Genomic DNA, 26,442 nt, shown 5'->3' with positions numbered 1-26,442 from the left:
AGAGTCAAGCACATGGGACAGGCATGTCTTCGCTCTGAATTAAGCAACAAAGCCATATAGTTTCGGCAAGATACAGAAAATGGCGCAATGTGTGAGTGAGTCGTCATCTTGTTGAGCGGTTTCTTCCCCGCCGCCTTAGCTTTTGGGTTACAGAACTGTCGATAGCATGATGATTAAGCCGCAGTATCGGCGAGTCTCGTGCTGATGAATTTACAGCACAACATTCAATTTTCGAGAGATGGTATGTGAAACTGATCGTTTAATCAATCAGTATTTCATACTTAAAATCAAATTATTTTATTGATATTTCTAACACTTCAACGCCGCGTGTAACGGTTCATTTTTGGTGGCACAAAGTCTTGTTACTCGTCCACTTGGCTTAGATTTGCTATGCCGTTACATCGCCGCTTTCAACATGCTGGCTGACCTTATCATTTATCCTTGTAAATTCAATGGTCTTTATCTACCTGAATTCTATACCTAAACCGCCGCAGCCATGAAGCCTTTTGTGCACTGATAATTTTTGTCATCACGATTAATTTCATGGTCCTTAGTGCTCGGTTAATCCTGCTAAGTACAGTGTCAAACGTTTTGAAGCGCTAGCTTGGCTACAAACATTACTGGCAGCAAAAGCACCGCGTGTTATGAATCGATGATGGATGTGACTGAGACGAGTAATACACTCAACTACTCACGTTATGAGCCGCACAGATTCAGCACTAAATACCATGTGTTGTGAATCAATCTTGATCGACGACTCCACACATTAAGCCAATAGCCCCCCCCCACCACCAGCGAATCCCCCATAGAACGGATAAATCAAAAGTCATCAACAGGTTTAGCTGCGTAAAAAATGACGCAGTGAGAACGCAGGCACCAAAAAATCTCACAACCGAGCAAAGAGCTAGTTAGGAGCGTATAGCCCAATAAAACCGGAGGCTTTCACCGTTTTTGCGCATGGTAAAACAAACACAAAACAACAAAAATTTATTGTTATTCGATAATTTTTTGTTGATCTACAAATATTCCGATGTATATTAGCCCCTCAACACCAACCCTAAACTCTTACGAGGTATACAATGAAAAAGGCTTTACTGTTTCTTGCTCTTGGTTCTATTTCTGTTTTCGCTCACGCTAAAGCAACACAAAATTCCGACCAGATGCTTGCCCAAATCGATAACGTTATTGTTTACGCAGGTGAAAATGTAGACAGCTCAGAAGAGGTATATGAAACGATCAATTCAGCTAACTCTACTGGGTTCGAAAACTGCGCGGTTTATTTACCGGAGGGGGAATTAGAGGCCAGCACGACGATCACTTTACGCCGCACTGAAGGTGGCTTTATGTTGGAGTGTGGCTCTAATTAGAGCTGACGAATAAAAATACCGACCTTTAGGGTCGGTATTTATTCATTTATTGTCTTAGATGCCTATGTTGCGGCATTTAAAGCGAGTGACTGAGCAAACTCTCGCATGTGCCTTGCGTTGTCTGCTTTTTCTGCATCACCACATGCTTTTCCGTAGTATTGAATGTTTGGCGAGGAATACACGGGCAATACTTTTTCAGCGTAGGTCATCACGGTGCCCGCTTCCCGGCACAAAGCGCCGAAAGAGTAAGGTTTTATATAATCATGGTTTTCTTGTAGCAACATACCTTTGAGCCAGTGATCGGGAGTGTCGTTGTGCCAAGCCCAAGCCAAATGACCGAGTTCATGCTCAAGTACCCCTACCTCTGCTGCAGATGACAGCACTAAAAAGCTACGGCTTAAATTCAGATCAACCGTACCAAAGGTTCCGTCGTCTGAGAACTCGTGGTCTTCAGGAAGAATCAGTGCATAGTAGCTTCCCTCTCGCTGCATGGGTTCCAACACCTCGTCACCAACCAGCTTAACTAACTGTTTGTGCAGCTTGCTACTTTCCGCATCTTGGAAACCGGAAAGGTCGATTCTCGTGATGCCTGATAATGCTCGCTCCATTGGTATGCATGAGTTTTGAAGAACAAGATTAGAGTAGCCTATCATCTTCTGAATTTTTGACTCGCTCATCGATACGTCAGTAAAGAAGTGAACGGGAGTTTCGACTTTTTCACCCATATCACAAGGGGCAAGGGTCAGTTCTTCGCCTCTGTGTTTGCCAACGAAAAAGAGTGCTACAACGCCCAGTAAAGAGCCGCCAACCACGAGGTTTTTCTTCATTATATTCCTTTATTGCCTTATCGCTTTATTACTTACTTTTTATAGCTTCGGTGCTTACTATTTATTGCTTGTGTGCTTAGTGCTTAGTGCTTAGTGCTTAGTGCTTTATCAAACCATGTTTCGATGAGGGCAAGAGCGTTACACTGCTGCCATCAGTGTCTTGGTTATGCTGGTTGCATGAACCCATTAAGCTAACGCTTTTTCCATAGACAAGTGCACAATGCCCGCTTCCATGAACTCTTCTCCAAAAGGCGTGAAGCCCAGCTTGGTATAGAAGTCGATGGCTTGCTTTTGTGAGCCAAGATACACGCGCTGGTAACCGCTCTTCTTCGCTTCATCGATGAGCGATAAAACAATCTTCGAGCCAAGCCCCTGTCCTCTAAAATCTCTCATGATGGCAATACGACCAATGTGACCGTCGCTTAAAATACGGCCTGTGCCGACAGGCTTTCCATCGACAGTCACCACGGCATGGATGGCTGAGCTGTCTAACCCATCGAACTCTATTTCAGGTGCGATAAATTGCTCGTTAATAAATACGTTCTCGCGAATAGAACGAATTGATTGTTCATTTTCACTATCAAAAGCTACATTTTTTACTTGGATCATCATTTACCTTTTGTGAACGTTAAAACTGAATGAAACACGAGAACCAAACTAAAAGCACTCGCTTGCATATGCAGCATAACTAAGGGAACGGATCAACCTATTGAAAAGCCGTGCAACATGAAAGGAGTAGTACACAAAATTGAGAAGGATAGCGACAAAACCCAACGCTGATGTGTTGAAATTCACGCGTTGGGTTTGAAGAGATAGTGGTTTATAGACCGGGTTAAGCGTGCGATTTTAGGTACTTTTTAACTTTTTTCATCGCCATTTGACGCTTTAGTGGCGACAGGTAATCAATAAATAGGTTACCCGATAAATGGTCAATTTCATGCTGCATTACGATAGCGAGAAAGTCATCGCTTTCAATGGTAATTGGCTTCCCTTCTCGGTCGAGAGCAGAAACAACCACAGACGTAAAACGCTCGACATCCGCATAATAGTCAGGCACTGATAAGCAGCCTTCTTGGCCCAAAGCTTTGTTGGAGCCACTTGCGACGACCGGGTTCACCAAGATTAACGGTTGGTCTCGGCTCTCTGAAATATCGATAACCACCACGGCCTCTTTACGACCGACCTGAGTGGATGCCAAACCGATACCATTGTCAGTGGCATAGAGTGTTTCTAACATATCGTCGATGAGTGTTTGTACCGTCGATACATCTTGCACCTCTTCCGCTTTCACTTTAAGCCTTGGGTCCGGTGCGGTAAGAATGTCTAGAACTGCCATGCTTTCCTTTGAATTTTCAATTGAATCATTACGTTGTAAAAGAGTGAACAAGATAACCCAATGTGCTTTCAGCACCAAATATGGGCGTTCTGGCTAGTCAAAATTCTTGAAGTTTACCGGCTCCTTCAACAAGTTCACCAAAGGCAAGAACAGAGGTTCTGGCAGTTCATCTAAGTCGAACCATTGCCACTGCTTACACTGATGAGGCTCCATGACTTGAGGCTCACCACGAGAACTGGTCGCGACAACATACAAGGTGACGTAGTGCTTGCCTTCTTTTTCGAATATGTCGTTGGTAAAGCCGAGCTTCTTAAAAGCGCCGACCTCTAACCCTGTCTCTTCAAGGGTTTCTCGCTGCGCGCACTCTTCAATGCTTTCACCCAGTTCAAGGTGCCCACCAGGCGTCGCCCACGTATTCGCACCATGTGAGCCAATGCGCTCGCCAAGTAGGATGCGTCCTTCCCGGAAAATGACCGCAGCCACACCTACACGTACTTGATTGTTCACTCTTTACCCCTTTAAAACACATTACTCGCTACCTGGTGAGGTATACCCTGTGGTTGTCGCGATCACTTCAAAACCACGTTTGGATACAATGGGTTTACTCATATCAGAAGCATCGATGGTAAGGTATTTAACCCCTTTCGATTTGGCTTCCTCAATGCGTTTGTTCAGTAGCAAACTGTAATAGCCTTTACCTCGAAATGCTTCGAGGGTACTTCCGCCCCAAATACCTGCAAACGGGCTACTTCCATTAAATATGATCCACGCCGAGGTCACAGGCTGGTCGTCGACATACACGACATAGATAGACACCGAATCTGGCGCCTGCTGTTTAAGGCTGACTAAGTGATTGTAATGCCATTCGAAATCACCACCCCAAACTTGCTCTTGAACTTTGATTGCATCGCGAATGCCTTTGCTGTCCGTTACCTCGGTGATTTTGCCTTCATCAAAGTGCTCGCAGGTGGCCTTAGACAAGTCCAACACCATGAATGATTCGTGCTCATCCTGCTCAAAACCATTCTCGAGCAATACTGCACTGATGTTCGTTGGTGTATCGGTAATGTACGTCTTCCACTCAAAACATAGGTCACGCTGCTTAAAGTACGCGAGTTGCTCTTTGACGATAGAGTCTGTGAGGCTTTCATCGAAGTCGAAAAAGGAGATATAGCTACCATGACGATCGTTAGATACGAACTTAGTTAGGTTGTTCTCTGTTACTTTAATACCATTGAATGAGTTAAAACGCTTTCGCTCGAACTCGTTGTACTCTTGCATTACATCCGTTGTATTCATAATTTTCTCTTGGTAGATAGCCCTATGTCTCGTCTTTGCACCATACACTTCGTACGCCAACAGAGCGAAAACCGATCGATTTACAATTTTTGCTACTGGTGCTGTTTGGCATTACGTCGGTTAAAAGTACCTTGGCCCCTAAGGCGATAGCATCTTCGATTCGAGCTCTTAATAGAGCCGTTTGGCATCCCTTTGAACGATAGCGCTCTTGTGTATACGCATTGGCAAGTATGGCGTGTTCGTTGTTGATGAAACTCGTCGCCCAAGCGCACGGTTTACCCTCTATTTTCGCAACGTAACAACGGAAAGTACCCGTGCAATAGAGCGCGCGTTTCTGCTGCCAAATCTCGTCTGAACACTCTAAACCGGATGTTTTAAGCAAAGCCAAAAACTCATCGGCATTATCTTGCGTCCATCGCTCAATCGTGACTTTACCGACATCGCTCAATGGTTCTACGCTGGATGTTTCTGCAATCAATGGTTCTGCGCTTGATTTTTCAGTACTCGGCTTTTCTACATAGCCTTCTGCGGATAACTCAAGAAACTCATGCTCAAAAGCAGGCACAAACTGATGTTTCGATAGCCATGATTTCAGGTCTGTTGTTAAAGCGTTAGGCGCAATAGAAATCTCAGGTGAGATACCATCTGCAAATAGCTTGAGGTCCGCCTCTAAGCTCGCGGAGTTGCAAACCCCATCAATGAGGATCTGGTTGTCGTACTTACGTGTTTTATCGATAAAAACAGTGAAGCCATCATCTTCAATTGAAATCAGTTCACTGGCTAAATCGGTTGAAAGGGTTCGCTCGTTATTAAAATAAAAGTATGCGTTATATGCGTCTTTAAGTGCTTTAACTTGCATTGTTTTCCTTAACTTAATGGAAACAAAAAGCTCTGTAGGGCCAAAACAACATACGATTAAGTGCTGCTTGTTTTGAATGGTACAGAGCCGATAGGAATACTCGATTGTTACAGGTTTACTTTTAGTGTACCTGACGAGTCCGCGACTAACTTTATTGTTCTAATCACGGCTTGCTTAGAAAGTGGACTGTATAAATGTGGGTAAAGTGCCCCATCATCTTCAGCCCCTACAGGAGGCTCATCTCTTAAGTCTTTAGCAATCACGCTTTTGTCGATTTCTAGAAGATATGATTGTGCCACTCCCACAAAGAAACAATCTACAATTTTTTGCAGTTGCTCTTCATAAGCAAGGTGGATAAAGCCTTCGTCCTTCAAGGAGGCGGGTTCATAGGTTTCTGTGCTTTTGTATTCTTTGTAATCACTTTCGGTCAGTAAGTGGTATAGCATTTTTATTGATCCTACTTTCTTAGACTTTGAGTCTACTTAAGCCGTCTAGCGGCCACCAAAGTACCTTCAAAGATCGAACTCAGAGTTATAGATTTTGAAAACATTGACTAAAGGTTCCTCCCAGCCGAGGGACACTCTAAGCTGATCAACAATTGGTTTCACTTGGCTCTTTGCCACGTTGATTTCAATTTTTAATAATGGATAATTTTCGACTTTGCCTTTGCTTCCAAACACAGGCGTAGATCCATCAAGCGCTCGGTGAGACCCGGTAACTGACCCGATAGCCCAACAGTGGTCATAGTTTCCAATCCTGTCGACACCGGACTCATGTAAAGTGCTAAGAACTCGCTCTTGTTGTTCAGGCGTACAGAAAATCTCAAGTTTGTACATCTAATTTAAACTCCAAAATACCGTGTGTTTTGAATCACTCGGAGACCTCGCGAGGTGTTTTACAGCTTTCTAACACTGCAAAACTATTCTAACCACAAAGCCTAAAATTTCAGGTGTTGAGCTATGCTCTAAACCTTGTTGATAGGTTTGCGGTCATTCACCTAATGACTCCCAATCTGTTAGGTTTAACTGCTTCCTTCTTATGGCGTAGAAGATTGACATAAGCAAGCCAAACAAAGCCCCGCATTGCAATGAGTTATAGGCAGCTTCTAGCATAGATATCCCAATCTCATTCCACTCAAAAAACCATTCAAAACCCCACCATATAGGAGCGACATAGGCCAAACAAAACACAAAATTTGAGAAGAAACCTTGATAATAAGGTGGTCGTATGCGAAATCCAAGCGATCGCTGCACGTTGACCCTGTTTATAATTAAAATAGTTCGGCTACTAATAGCAACAGCTATTAAATTGACAATTAAGTCATTTAATAACAATATCTTAGCAAGAAAGTCGCATCATACATGACGAGAAACAGAAGTATTCCTAATAACTATAATTAAATGTAGAAATCGTATGAATATGTGTATTACTTATCATTTTATCCATATACATCCTCGCCCAGACGGGATAGTTGATTTTAGGTTTGTGTGTGACGCGATGATGGATAAACGACGTGAGGCTCGATAGATAAAAACTAGCGTTGCCGTGGCGAATGGAAAAACGCCGACAGAGTTGTCGGCGTTTAATGATCGATCTGACTAGTCTTAAAAACAATGAATGAACTCACTCCAAGCTCTTCGGTTTTTCTCCGAGGTGTTGAGTGAACCTTAACAAATAACCATCCGGATCTTGAAGAAGAAGCTCACGCTCCCCAGACAACTTTTCACCAATGTCATACCAAGTTTCTTTCAGCTCACGAAACAGGGGCACTTTGTGGGTTTGGAGACGTTTTACTAGAGGTTCTAAGTCACTTAATTCAATCTGAAAGTTCACACCTCGCCCCAAGGGAGCCTCAAGCTCGCCAGTGATCCATCCTTCATCACTGATTTGCTCTAACATCATGTGCACATGCTCTTGTTCGAGATACACAAAATCAGGACTTTCACGCTTGATGCGAATAGAAAAACCAAGTACATCAACATAGAAGGCAAGTGAGCGCTCAAAGTTGCTAACAGATAGTTCAGGAACCATCGGATTCCAATAGTTTTCCATACGTACTTCCTTGTTTTAAGGCTCTTGTTGACTGAGTTTTTTCAGAAAGCCTTGCTTAACTTCTGGCCACTCTGAGTCAATAATTGAATACACTACCGTATCTCTTATCGATCCATCCTTTAAGATCTGATGATTACGCAAGATACCGTCGAGGTTTGCTCCAAGTCCTTCAATCGCTTTTCGAGAGACGGTATTCCCAATATGAGTGCGAAACTCGACAGCAATAGCTTCATAGTGCTCAAACAATTGCCGTAGCAAAAGGTATTTACACTCTTTATTTATCAATGTTCCCCTAGCCGAATTTGAATACCAGGTATAACCAATTAACGCTCGTCTGTTTGGCCTATCAACGCCATAGTAACGGGTAGTCCCTACGACTTGATTGGTGGCTTTCACTCGCACCGCATAAGCTATATTACCGAGTACCATTTGAGCGATAGCATCAACAACGTATTGCTCCATTTTTTCTGGACTCGGGACATTAGCGAACCATAGCTTCCAATGCTCTCCGTCTTTCACGGCCTCGATTAGTTCAGGTACATGCCCTAGATTCAATGGCTCAAGAACAACATTGTCTCCTTCAATCCGGCTTTGCTCTATCCACATAACGCTCAATTCTCCTTTAATCGTTAACACTGTGTGAGAGGTGATTTATTGCTTTTTGTGCTCTGCCCTACTGCTTAGGGAACGCCAACAGTACTTAATTTGAAACCTAATCAGAGGCTGATTGATAGACGTTGTTTTCGATCAACGCTCCTGAAAACTCAAATGTAAGTGAACCTATTCGACTAAAACCTAAATGTTCATAAAAGCCATTGGATTCATTTTTAACCCACGTGTACAACCAATATTGGCGACCAAACTGGTCCTCCACGCTTTTTAACAGCTTTTTGCCCACACCTTTGCCTTTAAAAAGGCCATCTACATAGAGCTTTTCAACCTCAAAACCACTTTCAGGCGTTTGATAATTCGATTCGAGATTAACCATTACATAACCATGTAGAATCTCATTCTTTTCACTAACCAAAACGCGGTATTTAGTGTTATTCAGTATTTCCAGGAAATAGTCTGCCGTGAACGTAGACAGTACATAGTCTGCATATTCGGTTTTTATTCCTTCTTGAGCGTATGTATCTAGCCAGACTCTAATAGACAGTAGCGCTAATTTTGCACAGTCGCCTTTTGTCGCTTCCCTAACCATGCCCCCTCCATGACTCACGATTTGATAAAGAGTGATTATGAGAATTTTCCCTAACACGCCCTACTAAACACTCCAACCAATGCTTAGCTAAGCCACTCTTTAATATGATAATTTTACTAAAAGCACACATCATACAGGATAAAAATCAGGAGCGTTTCCGATTGCCCCAAACCAAACTCGTAAATAATGTGAATGTGTGTGTCGCTTATCAATTATCCACACACGTCTTTATCTCTGTATCAATAGCTAGTTCTAAGTTTCATGAAGCGTAAAAGCAGGTGAACGACGTGAGGCTCGATAGATAAAAACTAGCGTTGCCGTGAAGAATGGAAAAACGCCGACAAAGTTATCGGCGTTTGGTTATTTACCTAGCTAAATTACTACTGTTTATAAAACTAGTATTTTCTACGATTAATAGTGAAGGTAACTTTTGCGTCTCCGGTTACAACATTGAAATAATCAAGTTTTCCAGTACAAATCGCACGATCTCGGTAGCTTCTGCTCTCATTCTCTGCGATTACTTTTTGAGGCAACATAGTGCCTGTTCGCGGGTCGATTAAAGCAACAAAACGGAAATGACAGCGCGGTGCGTCATAGACTGAACTATCACTATACTGATATTCAAAATCAACCAAGCGAACTACATTGGGATAATTGCTAGAGACATTAAAACGGTCACTTGATTTAGCGATAATGGTGTCTTGAGGGTTTGGTGAGTATCTAGATGTTTGATAGTCTTTACTGGTTAATTCTACATCATAGATTCTAGATTCATTCTTAACCTCAACGGCAATATTAGCGAATGCAGAAGAACTTAAAAGTAAGGCTGAAGCAACAATTGCTCTTTTGAACATGGATTTGTCCTTTATATTATTGTTTTAATGATGACTTTTTAATTATTAATAAGTCTTAGATAAATACCCATCTTTTACGTCACACAGGGGAGATCTTCGTCAGAATTTAATTCTAACTTAATTAAGTGTTTATAGAGAATAGGCAGCTAAGGCATGACGGAAAAATTAGGTTCTCTGATACAAGAACCCAAATATATCCGCCTCACCAAATTTAAGTTTTATATTATTTTTCTAGATGATAGAACTAAGATATTTTTTTAATACAGGAATTTAACCCCACCTTTCTTGGTTTATTTTTAAATTTAGGTTTTAGCCCCTATCATAACCTAATTATTTAGGCTGTTTACCACCCTTGTTATGCCTCATTTCCTAGTGGCATTTCTGCAGCATCAACATTCGTAATGTAAACTCTAAAGTAGACAATAGAGCCGAATATCAATAAAACAGGGGATAAAATTGATGTTAGTATCCCTGTCGCTACTTGTAACGTCGGGTAAACCTCTCCAATATACCCAATAACGAAATTAGGGATAAAATTAAGGCACCCCAACAACAAAGATATTTTAATCAACTTCATAGTGATACCTTTGGTATCTCGCCAACTTTTTTCCAACGCAAACAGTGGAGATTTATTATTTAGTACGGCTTCGAACTCTACGAAACTGTATCGCGCAGCTAGATACAATCCCGGGATAATCAGTGCAATCGTTCCAACTAAAACAATTAAAGAATAAATAATATAAACGATCATTAATCTGGACCAAACTCTCCAAGATACGGAGCGTTCAATATCAAACCCATTGGTAGACGAAGCCATAAAATTGATAAAAATAGCGATTAGATAAGTGTAAATAGAAGAATATACACATAGATACACCGCGTAGACCCAGAGGTTTTCTGATACATAAAATGAATGTTCAAGCCATACGCCTAAACATGACATCGTGATGATGAAACCGCCGAAAATTTTAAATATGCTTTTAAAATTTGAGCAAGTGAAATGTAAGCATTCAGATAGAAGAGTTCTCATAAACTGGTCTTTATTTAATATAATTTGAACAGGATTCATCACCCAATAAACATTGGGTACTTCCGAGGCACTTCGTAAAGCAATCTCACCACCGATTAAATTGACAAATAAGTCATTTAATAACAGTACCTTACGAAAACCCTGGCATCATACACCAGGAACAAATAGAAATATTGTATATATTTGAACGCAAATAAAGAAACAGCATGAATATGTGTGTCGCTTGTCATTTTTTATATGACTCTGCAGCCTAACCGAGGTATTCGTTCAAATTATTCATTTAGCACGATGATTGGTAAATATGATCAAGAATGTTCGTCAGAAAATAAAAACGCCGACATTATTGTCGGCGTTTTACTCTGGACCTATTTCGATAAGTATCTACTTAGCCAATGTACTCAAAAACTCGGCTTCAAACTCTTCATCAGCCTCTCGGATTAGACATCCCACCAGCCAATCGATGCTTTGATGTTCGAGCTTACTGTTCACTACGAATGCTTGCTTTACACCAAACTGATCCAACTTGGCAGAGCCGTAGTTCTTGAACGATTTATTGCCGTGGTAATGGAGTGATTTAATCGCCTCTGTATTCGGTTCTGGTAACGCATCGAGGGTATTGGCAAGCTGAATCACCAACTCCATTGGATTCTTCGATGAAGAAATACGATACAGAAAACCGCCCTCCACTCTTTGGCGAACCCAGTAATCAAACCCACTACAATCCATCACCTTGTCACTGACTAAAGCAGCTTCACTACGATAACCACACGGCTCTACCACAACAGGTGTGTGTTTAAATTCTGGTTGGCCTGAAGCTGCATCGGTATGAGGCAAGATCAGGTCACACGGCTTACTGTCTTTGGCGGTTGGCGCATTCCAGTGAATAGGCATAAACACCTGCTCACGGCGCATCTCTTTGGTCACCACTAAGCGAGCTTGGCATTCACCTTGTGCGCTGCGCACTTTCACTATCGGATTAATAGTGGCGTGGTTGAAAGCATCTGAGCCAAACTCTTCTAAACCAAGCTCTGCAACCGTATCTGGGTGCATGGCGACAAAGGGTTCTGGTGTGTGTTCACCTAAACCTGCGGCTAAGCCAGTTCGGCTCATGGTGTGCCATTGGTCTCGGATTCGACCTGTGTTCATAATAAGTGGGAATTCGACACTGGTATCGGCAATCGGCTTGTCGTGCTCAACCGCTACAAACTGCGCTTTGCCAGATTCAGTAAAGAACTCGCCATCGGTGAACATGCGCTGCTCGATGATTTCTGGTTGATATTCAAGTACTGGCCATTGCTGCGGAGTCAGTTCACCATAGCCTTTCTCATCTAACTGAGTAAGCCCGATTAAGCATAGATCGCGAGCTTTACCTGTCTCATTACCTAGGGCTGTCATCTCGCAATACTCTTTGAAGATCTCGCCTTCGTGGCGGTAATCAAACTGCTCTTTGAATCCCATTTTTTGCGCGACTTCTTTTAATATCCACCAATCAGGTTTCGCTTCTCCAGGGCTTGGTAATACGCGGCGTTGGCGTGAGATTCGACGCTCAGAGTTGGTTACGGTGCCCGACTTTTCACTCCACCCTTGCGCGGGTAGCACTACATCGGCCAAGCGAGTGGTTTCAGTATCCGCAATGCAGTCCGACACCACCACAAATGGGCACTTCTCCAAAGCGGTTTTGATTTTTTCACTATCTGGCAGGCTCACAACAGGGTTAGTAGCCATGATCCACACCGCTTTTATCTTGCCTTCATTCATGGCATCAAACAGGTCGATGGCTTTCAAGCCTGCGTGAGTGGCTAAGCTGTCGGTTTGCCAAAACTCGCTAACGGTTTGATGTGATTGTGGATCACCAAATTCAAAATGCGCGGCTAAAGTATTGGCTAGGCCGCCCACTTCACGCCCACCCATCGCATTCGGTTGGCCTGTGACCGAGAATGGGCCCATACCCGGCTTACCGATTTTTCCGGTCGCTAAATGACAGTTAATAATGGCGTTTACCTTGTCACAACCTTGTGTGGATTGGTTCACGCCTTGAGAATAGATGGTGAGCACTTTCTCTTTAGATGCGAACAACTGATAGAACTGTTCGAGTTGTTGCCCGCTAAGCCCAGTCAGTTCAGGAACGCTTTTGTTGCCCCAGCCTGACTCGGTATAGCGGTAATCTGTGGCTGTTCGAATCGCTTCTGTAAAACCTTGGGTATGATTTTCAATGTAATCAGAGTCAAGCTGGTCGTTATCATCTAAGTAAGCCAACAAACCATTGAATAGAGCGACATCGGAGCCAGATTCCAATGCCAAGTGTATATCGGCAATCTCACAGGTGTCGGTGTAGCGCGGGTCAATGACGATCACTTTCATGTCTGGGTTAGCTTGCTTGGCTGCTCTTAAGCGTTGAAACAGTACAGGGTGACACCAAGCGAGGTTTGATCCAGTGATGACGACCACTTCAGCTTGCTCTAGATCTTCATAACAAACAGGAACGGTATCAGTACCGAACGCACGTTTATGCCCAACCACGCTAGATGCCATACAAAGGCGAGAGTTACTGTCGATGTTAGCGCTACCAATAAACCCCTTCATCAGCTTGTTAGCTACATAGTAATCTTCAGTCAGTAGTTGGCCTGATACATAAAAGGCGACAGAGTCCGGGCCATGCTGTTCTATCGCTTGTTTGAACTTGTCTGCCACCAGCTGAGATGCGCTACTCCAAGGTAGAAGTTGTTGTCCGCTTGCGACTCTTTGCATCGGCTGAGTTAAACGGCCAATTGGTGTTACGGTGTCTCCCAGTGCTGCGCCCTTTGTACACAACTTGCCATAATTCGATGGGTGGTCTTTATCGCCACGCACTTCCAGTTTCCCCGAAGCAGTTGGCCTTACTTCAATGCCACAACCTACGCCACAGTAAGCACACGTTGATTTGATCCAATCCTTGTTTGAACTCATCACTCTTCCCTCGTGCAATGTTCTTTTTATTGTTTCCACCGTTCTAACAGAGCGCCTCTTACTAACCACTCTTCGCGGTGAAAATTTCTCTTTTTTAATAAAGCAATTTACGCACCACTATTCCCCCCTTTCCCAATCAAGAAAAATAACCATCAATTACAACAACTTAAAATTAAATCACTTACAGGAAATAATGTTAATCAAATGCCATCGAGAAAATATTGAGACTTTTGCACCATGTTGATCAATTTTGCACCACAAAGGCTCATTTTCATAAATATTCTCTTTCTTAAGTCTACCACTTTAGGAGTAATTGAGTCGCTTATCATTTAATTAAACCACTGATTTAAAATGTTATTTTTATTTTCCTCGATATCTATTTTTATCTGGCACCCTACTTGCTGTCCTATTTACCAACAACTCAAAATTTACAGTTTTCAGTTCATTGGAAGAACAGCACATTATCCACCAGAGAGTGGGCAGTTTTAGAAACGCTAGGAAGCCATCAAAAAAGGAATTTGCTATGAGCAAACAAAAGATTGTCGTCGTCGGTAATGGCATGGTTGGCCACAAATTTATCGACAACATCATTCAAGCTGATTCAGACCAATATGAAGTTATTACCTTCAGTGAGGAATCGCGCCTTGCCTACGACCGTGTTCAACTTACGGCCTACTTCAACGGTAAGACAGCCGACGATTTGGCTTTAACGAGTGAAGCTTATTACCAAGAAAATGGCGTTAAATACCTAATCAATGCCAAAGTCACTGAGCTCGACACCGAAAACAAAGCAGTAGTGACTGACAGTGGACACCGTGAAAGCTATGACAAACTGATTCTCGCAACAGGTTCATTCCCGTTCGTCCCCCCAATTCCGGGGAACGACCAAGAACACTGTCATGTGTACCGTACGATTGAGGATCTCGATGCGATTGAGTCATCTGGTAAACAGAGCAAATCGGGCGTGGTGATCGGTGGTGGCCTACTGGGTTTAGAAGCGGCAAACGCGGTTAAAAACCTTGGATTAGAAACCCATGTCGTAGAATTTGCGCCTCGATTAATGGCAGTTCAACTCGATGACGGCGGCGGTGCCCTGCTGAGACGTAAAATTGAAGATTTGGGCGTACAGGTTCACACCGAGAAAGCGACCTCTGAAATTGTGGCGGGTGAAAATGCTCGCTACCGCATGAACTTTGCCGATGGCACACATCTAGAAACCGACATGATCGTGTTCTCTGCAGGTATCCGCCCTCAAGATGCTCTGGCTCGTAGCTCGGACATCGCGATAGGTGAACGCGGCGGTATCGTGATTGATGATTACTGCCAAACCAACATTGATGATGTGTACGCGATTGGTGAATGTGCGCTGTGGGATAACAAGATCTTTGGCTTAGTGGCTCCGGGCTACTCAATGGCGAAAATCGCAGCAAGCCATATCCTTTCCAATGGCGAAGATGAGAGCAGCTTTACGGGTGCCGATATGAGCACCAAGCTTAAATTGCTAGGCGTAGACGTAGCCAGTATTGGTGAAGTGCATGGCAAAACCGAAGGCGCACAGTCTTACACCTACAACGATGAAATTGAACAAGTTTACAAGCGCTTAATTGTTTCTTCTGATGGCAAGAAGATCGTCGGTGCCGTGTTAGTCGGTGACGCCGAAGCCTACGGTTCGCTGCTGCAAATCAAGCAAAACGACATGCCGTTGCCAGAGAACCCATCGGTATTGATTCTGCCAAATATTGCTGACGATTCTGGCAGCGCCATGGGTGTTGAAGCGTTACCGGACAGCGCCGTGATTTGTTCATGTTTCGACGTGACCAAAGGCGACATCAAAGAAGCAGTATCAGCAGGCTGCACCACAATGGCAGCGCTGAAAGAATCGACCAACGCATCGACGGGTTGTGGTGGCTGTTCTGCCCTTGCTAAACAAGTATTAGACAGTGAATTGAGCAACTTGGGTGTGGAAGTCTCTAACGACATCTGTGAGCACTTTGCTTACTCTCGTCAAGAACTGACCGACATTATTCGCGTCAATAAAATCAAAACCTTCGATGAGCTGCTTGAGTCTCATGGTCAAGGCTTAGGCTGTACCGTTTGTAAGCCTGCGGTGGGTTCTATTCTCGCCTCTTACTGGAACGACTACATCCTGAAGGACGAACACATCGAGCTGCAAGATACCAACGACATCTACCTTGGCAACATGCAAAAAGACGGTACCTACTCTGTGGTTCCACGTATCGCCGGCGGTGAAATCACACCAGACAAATTGATTGTGCTAGGTGAAGTGGCAAAAGAATACGACCTTTACACCAAAATCACAGGCGGGCAACGTGTCGACCTATTTGGTGCACAACTCAATGAACTGCCTGCCATCTGGAAAAAACTGATTGATGCAGGCTTTGAAACTGGCCACGCCTACGGTAAATCGGTTCGTACAGTGAAGTCCTGTGTGGGTAGCACTTGGTGTCGCTACGGCGTCAACGACAGTGTTGGCCTCGCGATTAAGCTAGAGAACCGCTACAAGGGCCTACGCTCACCACACAAGATCAAATTCGCAGTATCTGGCTGTACTCGTGAATGTGCCGAAGCGCAGTCTAAAGACATTGGTGTTATTGCGACAGATAAAGGTTGGAACCTATACGTCTGTGGTAATGGCGGCATGCGCCCTCGTCATGCTGACTTATTCGCGACCGACCTCGATGAGAAAACTCTTATTCAATACATCGACCGCGTGTTGATGTTCTACACACGTACTGCTGACCGCCTACAACGCACTTCGGTTTGGATGGAGAACTTAGAAGGTGGGTTAGATTACCTCAAAGAGGTGGTGATTGAAGACAAACTCAATGTCGCCGCTGAACTTGAAGCCGACATAGCGCTCAACATCGAAAACTACCAGTGTGAATGGAAAACCACCATCGAAAACCCAGTCAAGATGAAGCGCTTCCAGCACTACATCAATAGCGATGAAATGGACTCTAGCCTGTCATTTATCAAAGAACGTGAGCAGCGCTTCCCGAAGCCTTCGGTCAACACAGACCAAGAAGCGGAACGTAATCAGGCATTAAGCAACACTCAACAAATTGAAATTACGGAAGTCTCGTAACCGGTTTGGTCGTTAGCAGATCCTTCGTTCTCGGCAATTCACTGCTAGCGGCCTTCTTTACGACCTTCTTTTTTACGACCTTTTTTAGGACACGGAACAAAATCAAAGCCTCAACAAATTGACAAGGAGACTGTCATGGAAAACTGGACCACTGTTTGCTCGCAAGAGGAACTGTCACCCAATGCGGGTGTGTGCGCCAAAGTAGCTGATCATCAAGTCGCCATCTTTTACTGCAAACGCAGTGACAAGCTTTACGGCCTTTCGAATTTCGACCCAGTAGGCAAAGCCAACGTTATGTCACGCGGCATTATTGGATCGTTAAGTGGAGAACCCTATGTGGCATCACCACTCTACAAGCAGCATTACCACCTAGAGACAGGTGCCTGTTTAGAAGAACCTGAACATGCCCTAACCCGTTTTGAAGTACGTAGGCAAGGTAACCAGATTCAAGTTCTGGCGCCAGAAGCCTTAGCGAGTTAGCTCTTAGCCTTAACTAACGAAAAGCTTTCAACTAACCAAAAGTTAGCTACCTAAAAGGTTGTACTTTCAAATTCACCCATTAACATGCCTTAGCCGCCTATAATTAACAGTCTAGGCAAGCTATGGAGTTGGCATGTGGACGGCTAGATAAATCTAGACACTTTCCATATTTAAAGGATTTAAAACATGGATAACTCAAAATTTTCGCTGTTTTCGTTTACCGGTAAGATGAAGGTCTTACACCTCAGCTGGATCGCCTTTTTCATCACCTTTGTGGTTTGGTTTAACTTCGCACCACTACTGCAGATGGTAAAAAACAGCCTAGGGCTAACTACTGAAGAGATCAAAACCCTTCTAATCCTAAACGTTGCCTTAACCATTCCAGCGCGTGTCGCGATTGGTATGCTTACCGACCGTTACGGTCCAAGGCTCGTCTACTCTTCGCTACTCGCGATCTGTTCCATTCCGTGTTTCATGTTCGCACTGGCTGACTCTTTCATTCAAGCCGCCATTGCTCGTTTCCTACTTGGCTTTATCGGTGCTGGCTTCGTAGTTGGTATTCGCTTGGTATCTGAATGGTTCCCACATAACGAACTGGGTACAGCAGAAGGTATCTACGGCGGTTGGGGTAACTTTGGTTCAGCAGCGGCAGCATTCACTCTTCCTACTCTAGCATTAGTATTTGGTGGCGAAGATGGCTGGCGTTATGCGGTTGGTATCACCGGTGTAATGAGCTTACTGTTCTCTGTTGTGTTCTACAAAAACGTATCCGACACACCAAAAGGTTCTACCTACTTCAAACCAGCTCAAGTAACCGCAATGGAAGTGACGTCTAAGGGTGACTTTTTCTTTCTACTCTTCATGAAGATCCCTATGTACGCGGCACTGGCTCTACTGGCTTGGAAACTGTCTCCATCAGGTATTGGCATGTTGTCTGACACAGCGGTGTACGGTGTGTATGCAGTACTTGCTGCGCTGTACTTGTATGAAGTCACTCAAGTTTGGAAAGTGAATAAGAATGTCTTCAAAGAAGAAGTGCCAGAGATTCACCAGTACAAGTTTAAGCAAGTTGCGGTATTAAATGTTCTGTACTTCGCGACTTTTGGTTCTGAGCTAGCAGTGGTTTCTATGCTGCCACTGTTCTTCTCTGAAACCTTCGAACTAACGCCTGTTCTGGCTGGTATGGTGGCTTCGGCTTATGCCTTCATGAACTTGATGTCTCGCCCTGGTGGCGGTTGGATTTCAGACAAATTTGGTCGTAAACCAACCCTACTTATTCTAACGGCAGGTTTGGCTGTAGGTTACTTCGCTATGGGCCAAGTAGACAGCACATGGCCAGTATGGCTAGCGGTGGTTGCGGCAATGGCATGTTCTTTCTTCGTACAAGCGGGTGAAGGTGCAGTATTTGCGACAGTACCGCTTATCAAACGCCGTATGACAGGCCAAATTGCAGGTATGACCGGTGCTTACGGTAACGTGGGTGCGGTGGTTTACCTAACGGTGCTTTCATTCGTGAGCTACCAAACCTTCTTCCTAGTGATTGCTGCAACGGCGGTTCTTGGCTTTGTTACTCTGATGTTCATGGAAGAGCCCAACGGTCAGATCGCTGAAGTGAACGACGATGGTAGCGTAACCTTAATCAAGGTCAGTTAACCACTCATTGAATCGGGAGGAGTAACCGGGCTGCGACACTTGGTTACTTCGTTCAAAGGCTCTCGCTTTACTGAGAGCTTTTGTTCTTTCTCAGATGTGCTCTCAAGCAAATGAGAAAACGGCCAGTTAAGAAGAAGACCAGTTATGACGATTTCATTCAGCCAAGGGCAAGTCATTAAGCCAGAAACCAATAACCAACTGACTTTGAAGTTTGGTGGTTATTCGAATAAAGGCGTACGTGACGAAAACCAAGACGCCATCATTGTAAAACATCCGAAGACTCGTGCAGAACAAGAACTAAAAGGCAGTGTTGCCTGCATAGCCGACGGAGCCAGTTGCAGTGAACACGGTCAGAAAGCCAGTCACACAAGTGTGATACAGTTTATTGACGACTATTACGCGACCCCACAAAGCTGGAGCATTCAGCGTTCGGCGCAAAAAGTTCTAACTTCGCTTAATTCTTGGCTCTTCAACACCTCTGTTTCTAATATTCATTCCGCACAACAAGTTAACCACAATGCCTTAGTTTCGACTTTCAGCAGCGTGATATTGAAATCGAACACCGCTCATCTATTCCATGTGGGTGACAGCCGCATTTACTTGCTAAGAGATGGAGAATTACGCCAACTGACCCGTGACCACACTCGTAAGAACATGGGACAGAAGCATTACTTAACCAGAGCATTAGGCATGGATAATCAGCTCAATGTTGACTACCAAACCTTACCCATCAAGAAGAATGACCGCTTTATCCTAACCTCGGATGGTGTGCATGAGTTCGTTTCCCCTAACACATTTAAAGAACACATCGACAAACCCGGTGCAGATTTCGAATACGCAGCTCAAACCATCTGTAACACAGCACTAAGCCACAATAGCGCAGACAACGTGAGCTGCCTGATTGTCGAAGTTACTCACTTACCTACGCCGTCATTAATCGAATTTCACGAAAAGCTCTCTAAGCGCGCTATTCCACCAGCGTTAAAGCTTGGTCAAAGTATCGATAACTTTATGGTACTTGAGGTGTTGTATGCGGGCACTCGAAGTCATGTGTATCGTGTGATGCAGAAAGAGACACAAACCGAATTCGTCCTAAAGGTGCCTTCGGTTCAATACCATGACGATCCAGCACAGTTAAGGGCTATCTTTAACGAGCAATGGGCTGGCATCTTGTTGAATAACAAGAAAGTAATGAAGGTTTACCCAACGCCAGAACACTCTCAATTTCTGTATCAAATTTGCGAATTGGTTGAAGGCGTCACGCTAAGGCAATGGATGTACGACAACCCTAAACCCTCGCTCGAGAAAGTGCGTGAGATACTCGAAAAAATCACACAAGGGGTTCGTGTCTTGCAACGAGCCGACATGGTACACAGAGACTTGAAGCCTGAAAACATCATGGTTCAACGTAATGGCGGCATCAAGATCATCGACCTTGGTGCGGTATTAGTCAGAGGAATAGAAGAGGGAGAACAAACAGACAAAGACCCAACTCCACTCGGCGCAGTGAATTACACCGCACCAGAGAGCATTAAGTACAACACAGCTACGACAAGCTCGGATTTGTTCTCTATCGCGGTGATCGGCTATGAGATGCTAACGGGCGAACTACCCTACTCTGAAATGAGCGCGCAATCTCTAAAACAATCGCGCCATCATCAATGGGACTATCAACCGTTGACACAAAAGCGAACGGATTTACCGGTTTGGGTCGATTTAGTTTTGCAGAAGGCGTGTGCAGAATCACCCAACGAGCGATATCCGATTTTGGGCGATTTTGTGGCAGACCTTTATACACCCAACCAAAACCTGATGAAACACAAAGCCAAGCAACCATTGATAAACCGCCATCCCATTCAGTTTTGGAAGCTGTTGGCCCTACTTTTAGTCTTAGTAGCATTGGTGGAATTTGGTTTGTTGATTCAATAAAAAAGCCTCAGTACCTTAAAAGTCACAGAGGCTCTCTTAAACTTGAGTCGTCGGCGCGTTAAGTACGTTTCACTAAACTTCTCGGCACCAATTCAATGCCCGACTGGTAACGTTTTGCTGAAGCGTTCAATGCCAAAGCAAACGCGCTGTCTGCGATGACCTCAAATTGCTGCGGCAGTGAGTGAACCTTAAAGGGTAAGAAATCCAATAATCGGTTATCACCAAAAGTCGCCAACTTCACTTGATTGATCAGCTCTGGCTTTTCGACCATCACATCAAGCACACCTTCTAGTAAGGTGTAAGACATAGTGACAATCGCATCAGGGACTGTGCCTTTAGCAATCCACTCTTCAAACACTTCTCGACCGGATTCACGATCAAAGTGCTCACCGTAGCCGACAACCGTTGGTTTATTTTCATCGAGCCCTGTCTGCTGTGTGTGGGCTTTATTCGCTGCTTCAAAGCCTAAGTGACGTTCGCGCGAAATGTTCAGATCAGGCAGTGCACCTATTAAACCAACACTGTGAATGTTGTCATCTAGAATTGAATGTGTCAGTTCAAACGCCGCTTCGAAGTCTTCACTGATCACACAGGCAAAATGTTCATCGTCTAACGGACGGTCAATCGCGATGACTGGCGTACCCGAATTTTGCAGCTTCAAGTAAAACTCGTTAGCATCTGGCATAGAGCTTGCCACCAGCAAGGCATCAATACGACGGCTCACCAACGCCTCCGCTACTTTACGTTCAGTCTCGGCGTCATCATCAGAGCAACCAATCAGGATTTGATAGCCTACTTTACGTGAGTTCTGCTCTATCAATTTTGCTAAACGCGCGTAACTGCTGTTTTCCAGATCAGGAATAATCAAACCAAATGAACGGCTATTACCAGCACGCAGCGACGAAGCAGCATGGTCTGGACGGTAGTTATACTCGTCTACCACCGCCATTACTTTCTGCTGAGTCTTCTCACTGATTCTGTATTTCTGCGCCTTGCCGTTAATCACATAGCTAGCCGTGGTTTTCGACACACCGGCTAGTTTGGCAATCTCATCTAGTGTCATATGGGTGACCTGTATTTTGTGCGTAGGATCATATAACCAATCTTCTGATCCTTGGATTAGTTGAATTATATGCTGAATCGATTCAGTATAAAAGCTGAAAGGATTCAGCAAAATCTGAAAAGTGACTTCAATCATCCTTTTGTATGAATTGAGCGTCATTTGTCGTGATTCAGCTTCTCGTTATGAATGAAACTGAAATTACGACACGCAGCAAAACTATTTTGGTTAACAGAATTGGCTTTGCTGAATTTTTTTACACTGATTGCTGAACCGATTCAGCCAGATAAAACAAAGAGCAAGTAACGAGTAAATATTGCTCTAGACTGAATCGTAGCGATACACAAATTCTCAAGCGATACGCTAAAGAGGCACCATGCTTAAATTATCAAAATCTGACATCACTCTTGGTCAAACGGCCGATGACAAATTCAAAGCTATCCAGAACATTGCTGGCGACCTAACTGCGAAAGGCTTAGTGGACTCTGGTTATGTAGAAGGAATGCTGAACCGTGAAAACCAGAACTCTACGTTTCTTGGTAACGGCATCGCGATTCCTCACGGCACCACAGACACTCGCGGCCTTGTAAAAGAGACAGGCGTTGCAGTACACCACTTCCCTGAAGGTATTGATTGGGCAGACGGCAACCGTGTTTACGTAGCAATTGGTATTGCAGCGAAATCTGACGAGCACTTAGGCATCCTTAAGCAGCTAACAAAGGTTCTAGCGGCGGACGGCGTTGAAGAGAAACTAAAACAAGCGAAATCAGAAGACGAAATCATTGCCCTACTGAACGGTGAAGTTCAGTTAGAAGCTGACTTAGACGCTTCTTTAGTTCAGCTACTGTTCCCAGCAAGCGACATGGTTCAAATGTCTGCAGTTGCGGGCGGTCTACTGAAGAACACAGGTTGTACGGACAACGCATTCGTTGCTGACCTAGTAACAAAAACTCCAACTCACCTAGGCCAAGGCCTGTGGTTATTGGGCAGCGATAAAGGCGTAACGCGCACTGGCGTATCTTTCGTTTCTACAGCGAACGATTGTGAATTCGAAGGCACTCCTGTGAAAGCTCTTGTGGCATTCGCGGCTTGTAACAGCGCGCACCAGTCTATTCTAACGAACCTAAGCAAAATGGTTTTCGAAGGTAAACAGCAACAACTGTTAACTGCTGACGTTGCACAAGTGATTGGCCTTCTTAAAGGTGAAGCGGTTTCTACAGCTTCTGAAGGTGATGACAACTGCGCAGTATTCAAGATCAAAAACGCACACGGTCTACACGCTCGCCCGGGCGCAATGTTGGTTGCTGAAGCGAAGAAATTCGAATCTTCTATCCGCGTTTCAAACCTAGATGGTGACGGAAAAGAAGTAAACGCAAAGAGCTTAATGAAAGTCATCGCTCTTGGCGTGAAACATGGCCACCAACTTCAGTTTGTTGCTGAAGGTGACGATGCAGCACAAGCACTTGAATCGATTAGCAAAGCTATCGCTTCAGGCCTTGGCGAAGGTTAAGGAATCGATATGTCTGATAAACAAATCAAAGCCGTTACTGTAACGCTTAACCCTGCTCTAGACCTGACTGGTGCTATCGACGCACTGAATGTTGGCTCGGTTAGCCTAGTGAATCAAGGTTCTCTGCACGCAGCAGGCAAAGGCGTAAACGTAGCAAAAGTACTTTCAGAGCTTGGCGCTAAAGTGACCGTAACAGGTTTCCTTGGTCGCAATAACGAAGAAGCCTTCTGCCAACTGTTCGAACAAATGGGCGCAACTGACCGCTTCATCCGTGTTGATGGCGCGACTCGCATCAACGTGAAACTGGTCGAGAACTCTAGCCAAGTAAGCGACATCAACTTCCCTGGTGTTCCTGTTAATGCTGACGCAATTAAAGCGTTTGAAGAAACCTTACTAGAACTGGCTGAAACGCACGATTATTTCGTGATTGCAGGCAGCTTGCCACAAGGCGTATCACCAGAGCTTTGCGCTTCTTGGGTACAACGCTTGCGTGACCTAGGCAAAAAGGTTCTTTTTGACAGCAGCCGTGATGCACTTAAAGCAGGTATCAATTCACAGCCTTGGTTGATTAAGCCGAACGATGAAGAGTTATCACAGCTATTCAATGCAGAGCTGACAACACGTGACCAATGCCAACACGCAGGCCAAGCCCTAAGCGAAAAAGGCATCGACAACATCGTTGTATCACTAGGTGCTGAAGGCGTGATGTGGCTTAACCAAGGTGAATGGTTACATGCTCAGCCACCGCGTATGGAAGTAGTGAGCACAGTAGGTGCAGGCGACACCCTAGTCGCAGGCCTATGTTGGGGTCACATGCAGCAAATGCCAAAACCAGAACTTATCAAATTCGCAACCGCCCTATCTGCCCTAGCCGTTTCGCAGGTAGGTGTGGGTGTAACCAGCCAACAAGAGCTGGATTCAGTACTACAAAATATCCAATTACAGGTGCTTGGTGCTCCAACTAACCAGTTAGACACAAGCAAATAGGACAAAAGGTTTATTATGAATATTACCATTATCACAGCTTGCCCAAGTGGCGTAGCAAACAGCATCATCGCAGCAGGCTTGTTAGAGCAAGCAACAAAAGCACTGGGTTGGAACGCCGCTATTGAATGCCAATCAAGCGTGCTACCTGAATCTCCAGTATCACAAGACGCTATCGACAGCAGCGACGTTGTGGTTATTGCAGCTAACACAAACGTTGATAAGACACGTTTCGTAGGCAAAAAAGTATACCAAGCTGCTATCTCTGAGTGCACTGCAGATGCAAAAGCATTTCTTGAGAAAGCGGTAGCAGAAGCAACGGTATTAGACGCATCTCAAGTTGAAAGCACTGTTGAAGTGACTGGTACTTCAGTAAACTCTTCTACAACAGCAAGCACAGGCAGCAAAAAGATCGTTGCGATTACTGCTTGTCCAACGGGTGTTGCACATACCTTCATGGCAGCAGAAGCGCTTGAAGCAGAAGGCAAACGCCTAGGTCACCAAATCAAAGTGGAAACTCGCGGCTCTGTAGGTGCGAAAAACCAACTAACAGACCAAGAAATCGCAGACGCTGACCTAGTTATCATCGCAGCAGACATCGACGTTCCACTTGATCGTTTCAACGGTAAGCCTCTCTACAAAACAACAACTGGTCCTGCTCTTAAGAAGACTCAACAAGAAGTTGAGAAAGCGTTCGCTGAAGCTAAGCCATACCAACATACAGCTTCTTCTTCACAAGCAGCACCTGCAGATGAGAAGAAAGGCGTGTACAAGCACCTTATGACAGGTGTATCTCACATGCTTCCTGTGGTTGTTGCGGGTGGTTTGATCATCGCTCTTTCTTTCGTTTTCGGTATCGAAGCTTTTAAAGAAGAAGGCACACTAGCGGCTGCACTGATGACTATCGGTGGTGGTTCTGCATTCGCACTGATGATTCCTGTTCTTGCTGGTTTTATTGCATTCTCGATTGCTGACCGTCCGGGTCTGGCTCCTGGTCTAATCGGCGGTATGCTGGCTAGTTCAACAGGCGCAGGCTTCCTAGGTGGTATCGCGGCGGGTTTTATTGCGGGTTACTCTGCGAAGTTCATTGCCGACAAAGTTCAACTTCCACAATCTATGGAAGCACTTAAACCAATCCTGATCATTCCGTTTATCGCGAGTTTGTTCACTGGCCTTGTGATGGTTTACATCGTAGGTGGTCCTGTTTCTGGCGTAATGAGCGCAATGACAGACTTCCTAAACAACATGGGTACGTCTAACGCGATTCTTCTAGGTGTGATTCTAGGTGCAATGATGTGTTTCGACCTTGGTGGCCCAGTAAACAAAGCCGCTTACACATTCGGTGTTGGTCTATTGGCTTCACAAACTTACGCACCAATGGCAGCTATCATGGCAGCAGGTATGGTTCCTGCTCTAGGTATGGGCCTTGCGACTTTCCTAGTGAAAGACAAGTTTGAAGCAGGCGAGCGTGAAGCAGGTAAAGCATCATTCGTTCTTGGCCTATGTTTCATCTCTGAAGGTGCGATTCCATTCGCAGCGAAAGACCCAATGCGTGTTATCCCGGCATGTATGGCAGGTGGTGCACTAACTGGTGCTCTATCAATGATGTTTGGTGCACAGCTGATGGCTCCACACGGCGGTCTATTCGTACTACTGATTCCTGGCGCTATCTCTCCAGTACTTATGTACCTAGTAGCGATTGCAGCAGGTACGCTAGTAACTGGCTTTGGCTACGCAGCACTTAAAAAGATGAGCGGCTCTAAAGTAACGGCAGAGGCTTAATCCCCCTACTCTGTTAAGCTCCTTCTATAAAGCGGCTTATCATTAAACAAAGGCTCCTCATATGAGGCTGTCTCTTATACACAAATCCCTAAGCCACGCTTGGGGATTTTTTTTGGTTCATCGCGGCTTTCCGGGGAAAGCCGCTTTTATCTTCAAGAAGAAGTAGT

General features: G+C 44.6%; 24 protein-coding genes. 8 read left to right on the top strand and 16 right to left on the bottom strand.

Translation table 11 applies throughout. The features are described 5' to 3' along the window. The first annotated feature begins 1,079 nt into the window (after positions 1–1,079). Entirely contained in the window at positions 1,080–1,367 is a 288-nt protein-coding gene (locus JC606_RS19720) for a hypothetical protein (RefSeq protein ID WP_198779258.1), read from the top strand. Positions 1,368–1,429: 62 nt separating this feature from the next. Here the strand turns inward: JC606_RS19720 and JC606_RS19715 are convergent, their stop codons facing one another. The 15 genes from JC606_RS19715 to JC606_RS19650 all read right to left on the bottom strand — a co-directional run bounded on the left by JC606_RS19715 (position 1,430) and on the right by JC606_RS19650 (position 13,771). Continuing rightward, a complete protein-coding gene (locus JC606_RS19715; protein ID WP_198779257.1) occupies positions 1,430–2,194 on the bottom strand; it encodes a hypothetical protein in 765 nt (254 codons plus the stop codon). Between the two features lie 186 nt (positions 2,195–2,380). Continuing rightward, positions 2,381–2,803, bottom strand: coding sequence for a GNAT family N-acetyltransferase (locus JC606_RS19710; RefSeq protein ID WP_105058062.1), 423 nt, complete (start codon positions 2,801–2,803; stop codon positions 2,381–2,383). A 223-nt stretch (positions 2,804–3,026) separates the two neighbouring features. Next, positions 3,027–3,530, bottom strand: a complete 504-nt coding sequence (def, locus tag JC606_RS19705; RefSeq protein WP_198779256.1) for a peptide deformylase — start codon at positions 3,528–3,530, stop codon at positions 3,027–3,029. A 93-nt stretch (positions 3,531–3,623) separates the two neighbouring features. Beyond that, positions 3,624–4,037 carry a nucleotide triphosphate diphosphatase NUDT15 gene (locus JC606_RS19700; RefSeq protein ID WP_102442411.1) on the bottom strand — a complete coding sequence of 138 codons (414 nt, stop codon included), beginning with the start codon at positions 4,035–4,037 and terminating at the stop codon, positions 3,624–3,626. 21 nt (positions 4,038–4,058) lie between these two features. Further along, the gene (locus JC606_RS19695; RefSeq protein ID WP_198779255.1) at positions 4,059–4,829 is read right to left on the bottom strand and encodes a GNAT family N-acetyltransferase; all 771 of its coding nucleotides are present in this window, start codon (positions 4,827–4,829) and stop codon (positions 4,059–4,061) included. A gap of 22 nt (positions 4,830–4,851) precedes the next feature. Further along, entirely contained in the window at positions 4,852–5,688 is an 837-nt protein-coding gene (locus JC606_RS19690) for a GNAT family N-acetyltransferase (protein ID WP_198779254.1), read from the bottom strand. Positions 5,689–5,795: 107 nt separating this feature from the next. After that, entirely contained in the window at positions 5,796–6,134 is a 339-nt protein-coding gene (locus JC606_RS19685; protein ID WP_198779253.1) for a DUF952 domain-containing protein, read from the bottom strand. A 66-nt stretch (positions 6,135–6,200) separates the two neighbouring features. Continuing rightward, entirely contained in the window at positions 6,201–6,524 is a 324-nt protein-coding gene (locus JC606_RS19680) for a hypothetical protein (RefSeq protein WP_102265907.1), read from the bottom strand. A gap of 153 nt (positions 6,525–6,677) precedes the next feature. Further along, positions 6,678–6,941 (bottom strand): DUF6404 family protein, encoded by a 264-nt coding sequence (locus tag JC606_RS23435; RefSeq protein WP_332873242.1) that lies wholly within the window; start codon positions 6,939–6,941, stop codon positions 6,678–6,680. Between the two features lie 370 nt (positions 6,942–7,311). Then, on the bottom strand, positions 7,312–7,740 hold the full coding sequence (locus JC606_RS19675; RefSeq protein ID WP_102277079.1) for a bleomycin resistance protein: 429 nt from the start codon (positions 7,738–7,740) through the stop codon (positions 7,312–7,314). Positions 7,741–7,755: 15 nt separating this feature from the next. Further along, positions 7,756–8,346 (bottom strand): GNAT family N-acetyltransferase, encoded by a 591-nt coding sequence (locus tag JC606_RS19670; protein ID WP_004739384.1) that lies wholly within the window; start codon positions 8,344–8,346, stop codon positions 7,756–7,758. 106 nt (positions 8,347–8,452) lie between these two features. Next, positions 8,453–8,941, bottom strand: a complete 489-nt coding sequence (locus JC606_RS19665; protein ID WP_198779252.1) for a GNAT family N-acetyltransferase — start codon at positions 8,939–8,941, stop codon at positions 8,453–8,455. 395 nt (positions 8,942–9,336) lie between these two features. Next, positions 9,337–9,795: a hypothetical protein gene (locus JC606_RS19660; RefSeq protein ID WP_017107819.1), complete on the bottom strand. Its 459-nt coding sequence runs from the start codon at positions 9,793–9,795 to the stop codon at positions 9,337–9,339. A 355-nt stretch (positions 9,796–10,150) separates the two neighbouring features. Further along, entirely contained in the window at positions 10,151–10,825 is a 675-nt protein-coding gene (locus tag JC606_RS19655; RefSeq protein ID WP_198779251.1) for a hypothetical protein, read from the bottom strand. 381 nt (positions 10,826–11,206) lie between these two features. Continuing rightward, entirely contained in the window at positions 11,207–13,771 is a 2,565-nt protein-coding gene (locus tag JC606_RS19650; protein WP_443083684.1) for a molybdopterin oxidoreductase family protein, read from the bottom strand. 523 nt (positions 13,772–14,294) lie between these two features. Here JC606_RS19650 and nirB point away from each other — a divergent pair. From nirB to JC606_RS19630, 4 genes are all read left to right on the top strand, one after another. After that, complete coding sequence (gene nirB, locus JC606_RS19645; protein ID WP_198779250.1) at positions 14,295–16,877, top strand: nitrite reductase large subunit NirB; 2,583 nt, start codon at positions 14,295–14,297, stop codon at positions 16,875–16,877. Between the two features lie 135 nt (positions 16,878–17,012). Then, the gene (gene nirD / locus JC606_RS19640; RefSeq protein WP_061031137.1) at positions 17,013–17,357 is read left to right on the top strand and encodes a nitrite reductase small subunit NirD; all 345 of its coding nucleotides are present in this window, start codon (positions 17,013–17,015) and stop codon (positions 17,355–17,357) included. Positions 17,358–17,543: 186 nt separating this feature from the next. Then, positions 17,544–19,010 (top strand): NarK family nitrate/nitrite MFS transporter, encoded by a 1,467-nt coding sequence (locus JC606_RS19635; protein WP_137408796.1) that lies wholly within the window; start codon positions 17,544–17,546, stop codon positions 19,008–19,010. A gap of 144 nt (positions 19,011–19,154) precedes the next feature. Then, positions 19,155–20,939, top strand: coding sequence for a bifunctional protein-serine/threonine kinase/phosphatase (locus JC606_RS19630; RefSeq protein WP_198779249.1), 1,785 nt, complete (start codon positions 19,155–19,157; stop codon positions 20,937–20,939). 58 nt (positions 20,940–20,997) lie between these two features. On the opposite strand, the gene cra is transcribed toward JC606_RS19630, so the two are convergent. Next, the gene (gene cra, locus JC606_RS19625; protein ID WP_004740264.1) at positions 20,998–22,002 is read right to left on the bottom strand and encodes a catabolite repressor/activator; all 1,005 of its coding nucleotides are present in this window, start codon (positions 22,000–22,002) and stop codon (positions 20,998–21,000) included. Between the two features lie 373 nt (positions 22,003–22,375). On the opposite strand from cra, the gene fruB reads away from it, so the two are divergent. The 3 genes from fruB to fruA are packed head-to-tail and all read left to right on the top strand — an operon-like array spanning position 22,376 to position 26,275. Then, positions 22,376–23,509, top strand: coding sequence for a fused PTS fructose transporter subunit IIA/HPr protein (gene fruB / locus JC606_RS19620; protein WP_198779248.1), 1,134 nt, complete (start codon positions 22,376–22,378; stop codon positions 23,507–23,509). Positions 23,510–23,518: 9 nt separating this feature from the next. Continuing rightward, positions 23,519–24,496 carry a 1-phosphofructokinase gene (pfkB, locus tag JC606_RS19615; RefSeq protein WP_198779247.1) on the top strand — a complete coding sequence of 326 codons (978 nt, stop codon included), beginning with the start codon at positions 23,519–23,521 and terminating at the stop codon, positions 24,494–24,496. A 15-nt stretch (positions 24,497–24,511) separates the two neighbouring features. Continuing rightward, a complete protein-coding gene (gene fruA, locus JC606_RS19610; protein WP_198779246.1) occupies positions 24,512–26,275 on the top strand; it encodes a PTS fructose transporter subunit IIBC in 1,764 nt (587 codons plus the stop codon). Positions 26,276–26,442 lie beyond the last annotated feature (167 nt).

Source organism: Vibrio sp. IB15 (assembly GCF_016406055.1).
Classification (GTDB): Bacteria; Pseudomonadota; Gammaproteobacteria; order Enterobacterales; family Vibrionaceae; genus Vibrio; species Vibrio chagasii.
The sequence above is the reverse complement of the archived record's forward strand: the minus strand, read 5'-3'. Positions and strand labels throughout refer to the sequence as shown.

What these genes read in the sequence shown, in the direction of transcription:
- def (WP_198779256.1), bottom strand. Translation starts at nt 3,530, where the DNA reads ATGGCAGTTCTAGACATTCTTACCGCACCGGACCCAAGGCTTAAAGTG.
- JC606_RS19720 (WP_198779258.1), top strand. Translation starts at nt 1,080, where the DNA reads ATGAAAAAGGCTTTACTGTTTCTTGCTCTTGGTTCTATTTCTGTTTTC.
- JC606_RS19715 (WP_198779257.1), bottom strand. Translation starts at nt 2,194, where the DNA reads ATGAAGAAAAACCTCGTGGTTGGCGGCTCTTTACTGGGCGTTGTAGCA.
- JC606_RS19675 (WP_102277079.1), bottom strand. Translation starts at nt 7,740, where the DNA reads ATGGAAAACTATTGGAATCCGATGGTTCCTGAACTATCTGTTAGCAAC.
- JC606_RS19680 (WP_102265907.1), bottom strand. Translation starts at nt 6,524, where the DNA reads ATGTACAAACTTGAGATTTTCTGTACGCCTGAACAACAAGAGCGAGTT.
- JC606_RS19695 (WP_198779255.1), bottom strand. Translation starts at nt 4,829, where the DNA reads ATGAATACAACGGATGTAATGCAAGAGTACAACGAGTTCGAGCGAAAG.
- JC606_RS19650 (WP_443083684.1), bottom strand. Translation starts at nt 13,771, where the DNA reads ATGAGTTCAAACAAGGATTGGATCAAATCAACGTGTGCTTACTGTGGC.
- JC606_RS19670 (WP_004739384.1), bottom strand. Translation starts at nt 8,346, where the DNA reads ATGTGGATAGAGCAAAGCCGGATTGAAGGAGACAATGTTGTTCTTGAG.
- fruB (WP_198779248.1), top strand. Translation starts at nt 22,376, where the DNA reads ATGCTTAAATTATCAAAATCTGACATCACTCTTGGTCAAACGGCCGAT.
- pfkB (WP_198779247.1), top strand. Translation starts at nt 23,519, where the DNA reads ATGTCTGATAAACAAATCAAAGCCGTTACTGTAACGCTTAACCCTGCT.
- JC606_RS19660 (WP_017107819.1), bottom strand. Translation starts at nt 9,795, where the DNA reads ATGTTCAAAAGAGCAATTGTTGCTTCAGCCTTACTTTTAAGTTCTTCT.
- JC606_RS19685 (WP_198779253.1), bottom strand. Translation starts at nt 6,134, where the DNA reads ATGCTATACCACTTACTGACCGAAAGTGATTACAAAGAATACAAAAGC.
- cra (WP_004740264.1), bottom strand. Translation starts at nt 22,002, where the DNA reads ATGACACTAGATGAGATTGCCAAACTAGCCGGTGTGTCGAAAACCACG.
- JC606_RS19690 (WP_198779254.1), bottom strand. Translation starts at nt 5,688, where the DNA reads ATGCAAGTTAAAGCACTTAAAGACGCATATAACGCATACTTTTATTTT.
- JC606_RS19635 (WP_137408796.1), top strand. Translation starts at nt 17,544, where the DNA reads ATGGATAACTCAAAATTTTCGCTGTTTTCGTTTACCGGTAAGATGAAG.
- fruA (WP_198779246.1), top strand. Translation starts at nt 24,512, where the DNA reads ATGAATATTACCATTATCACAGCTTGCCCAAGTGGCGTAGCAAACAGC.
- JC606_RS19665 (WP_198779252.1), bottom strand. Translation starts at nt 8,941, where the DNA reads ATGGTTAGGGAAGCGACAAAAGGCGACTGTGCAAAATTAGCGCTACTG.
- nirD (WP_061031137.1), top strand. Translation starts at nt 17,013, where the DNA reads ATGGAAAACTGGACCACTGTTTGCTCGCAAGAGGAACTGTCACCCAAT.
- nirB (WP_198779250.1), top strand. Translation starts at nt 14,295, where the DNA reads ATGAGCAAACAAAAGATTGTCGTCGTCGGTAATGGCATGGTTGGCCAC.
- JC606_RS19710 (WP_105058062.1), bottom strand. Translation starts at nt 2,803, where the DNA reads ATGATCCAAGTAAAAAATGTAGCTTTTGATAGTGAAAATGAACAATCA.
- JC606_RS19630 (WP_198779249.1), top strand. Translation starts at nt 19,155, where the DNA reads ATGACGATTTCATTCAGCCAAGGGCAAGTCATTAAGCCAGAAACCAAT.
- JC606_RS19655 (WP_198779251.1), bottom strand. Translation starts at nt 10,825, where the DNA reads ATGAGAACTCTTCTATCTGAATGCTTACATTTCACTTGCTCAAATTTT.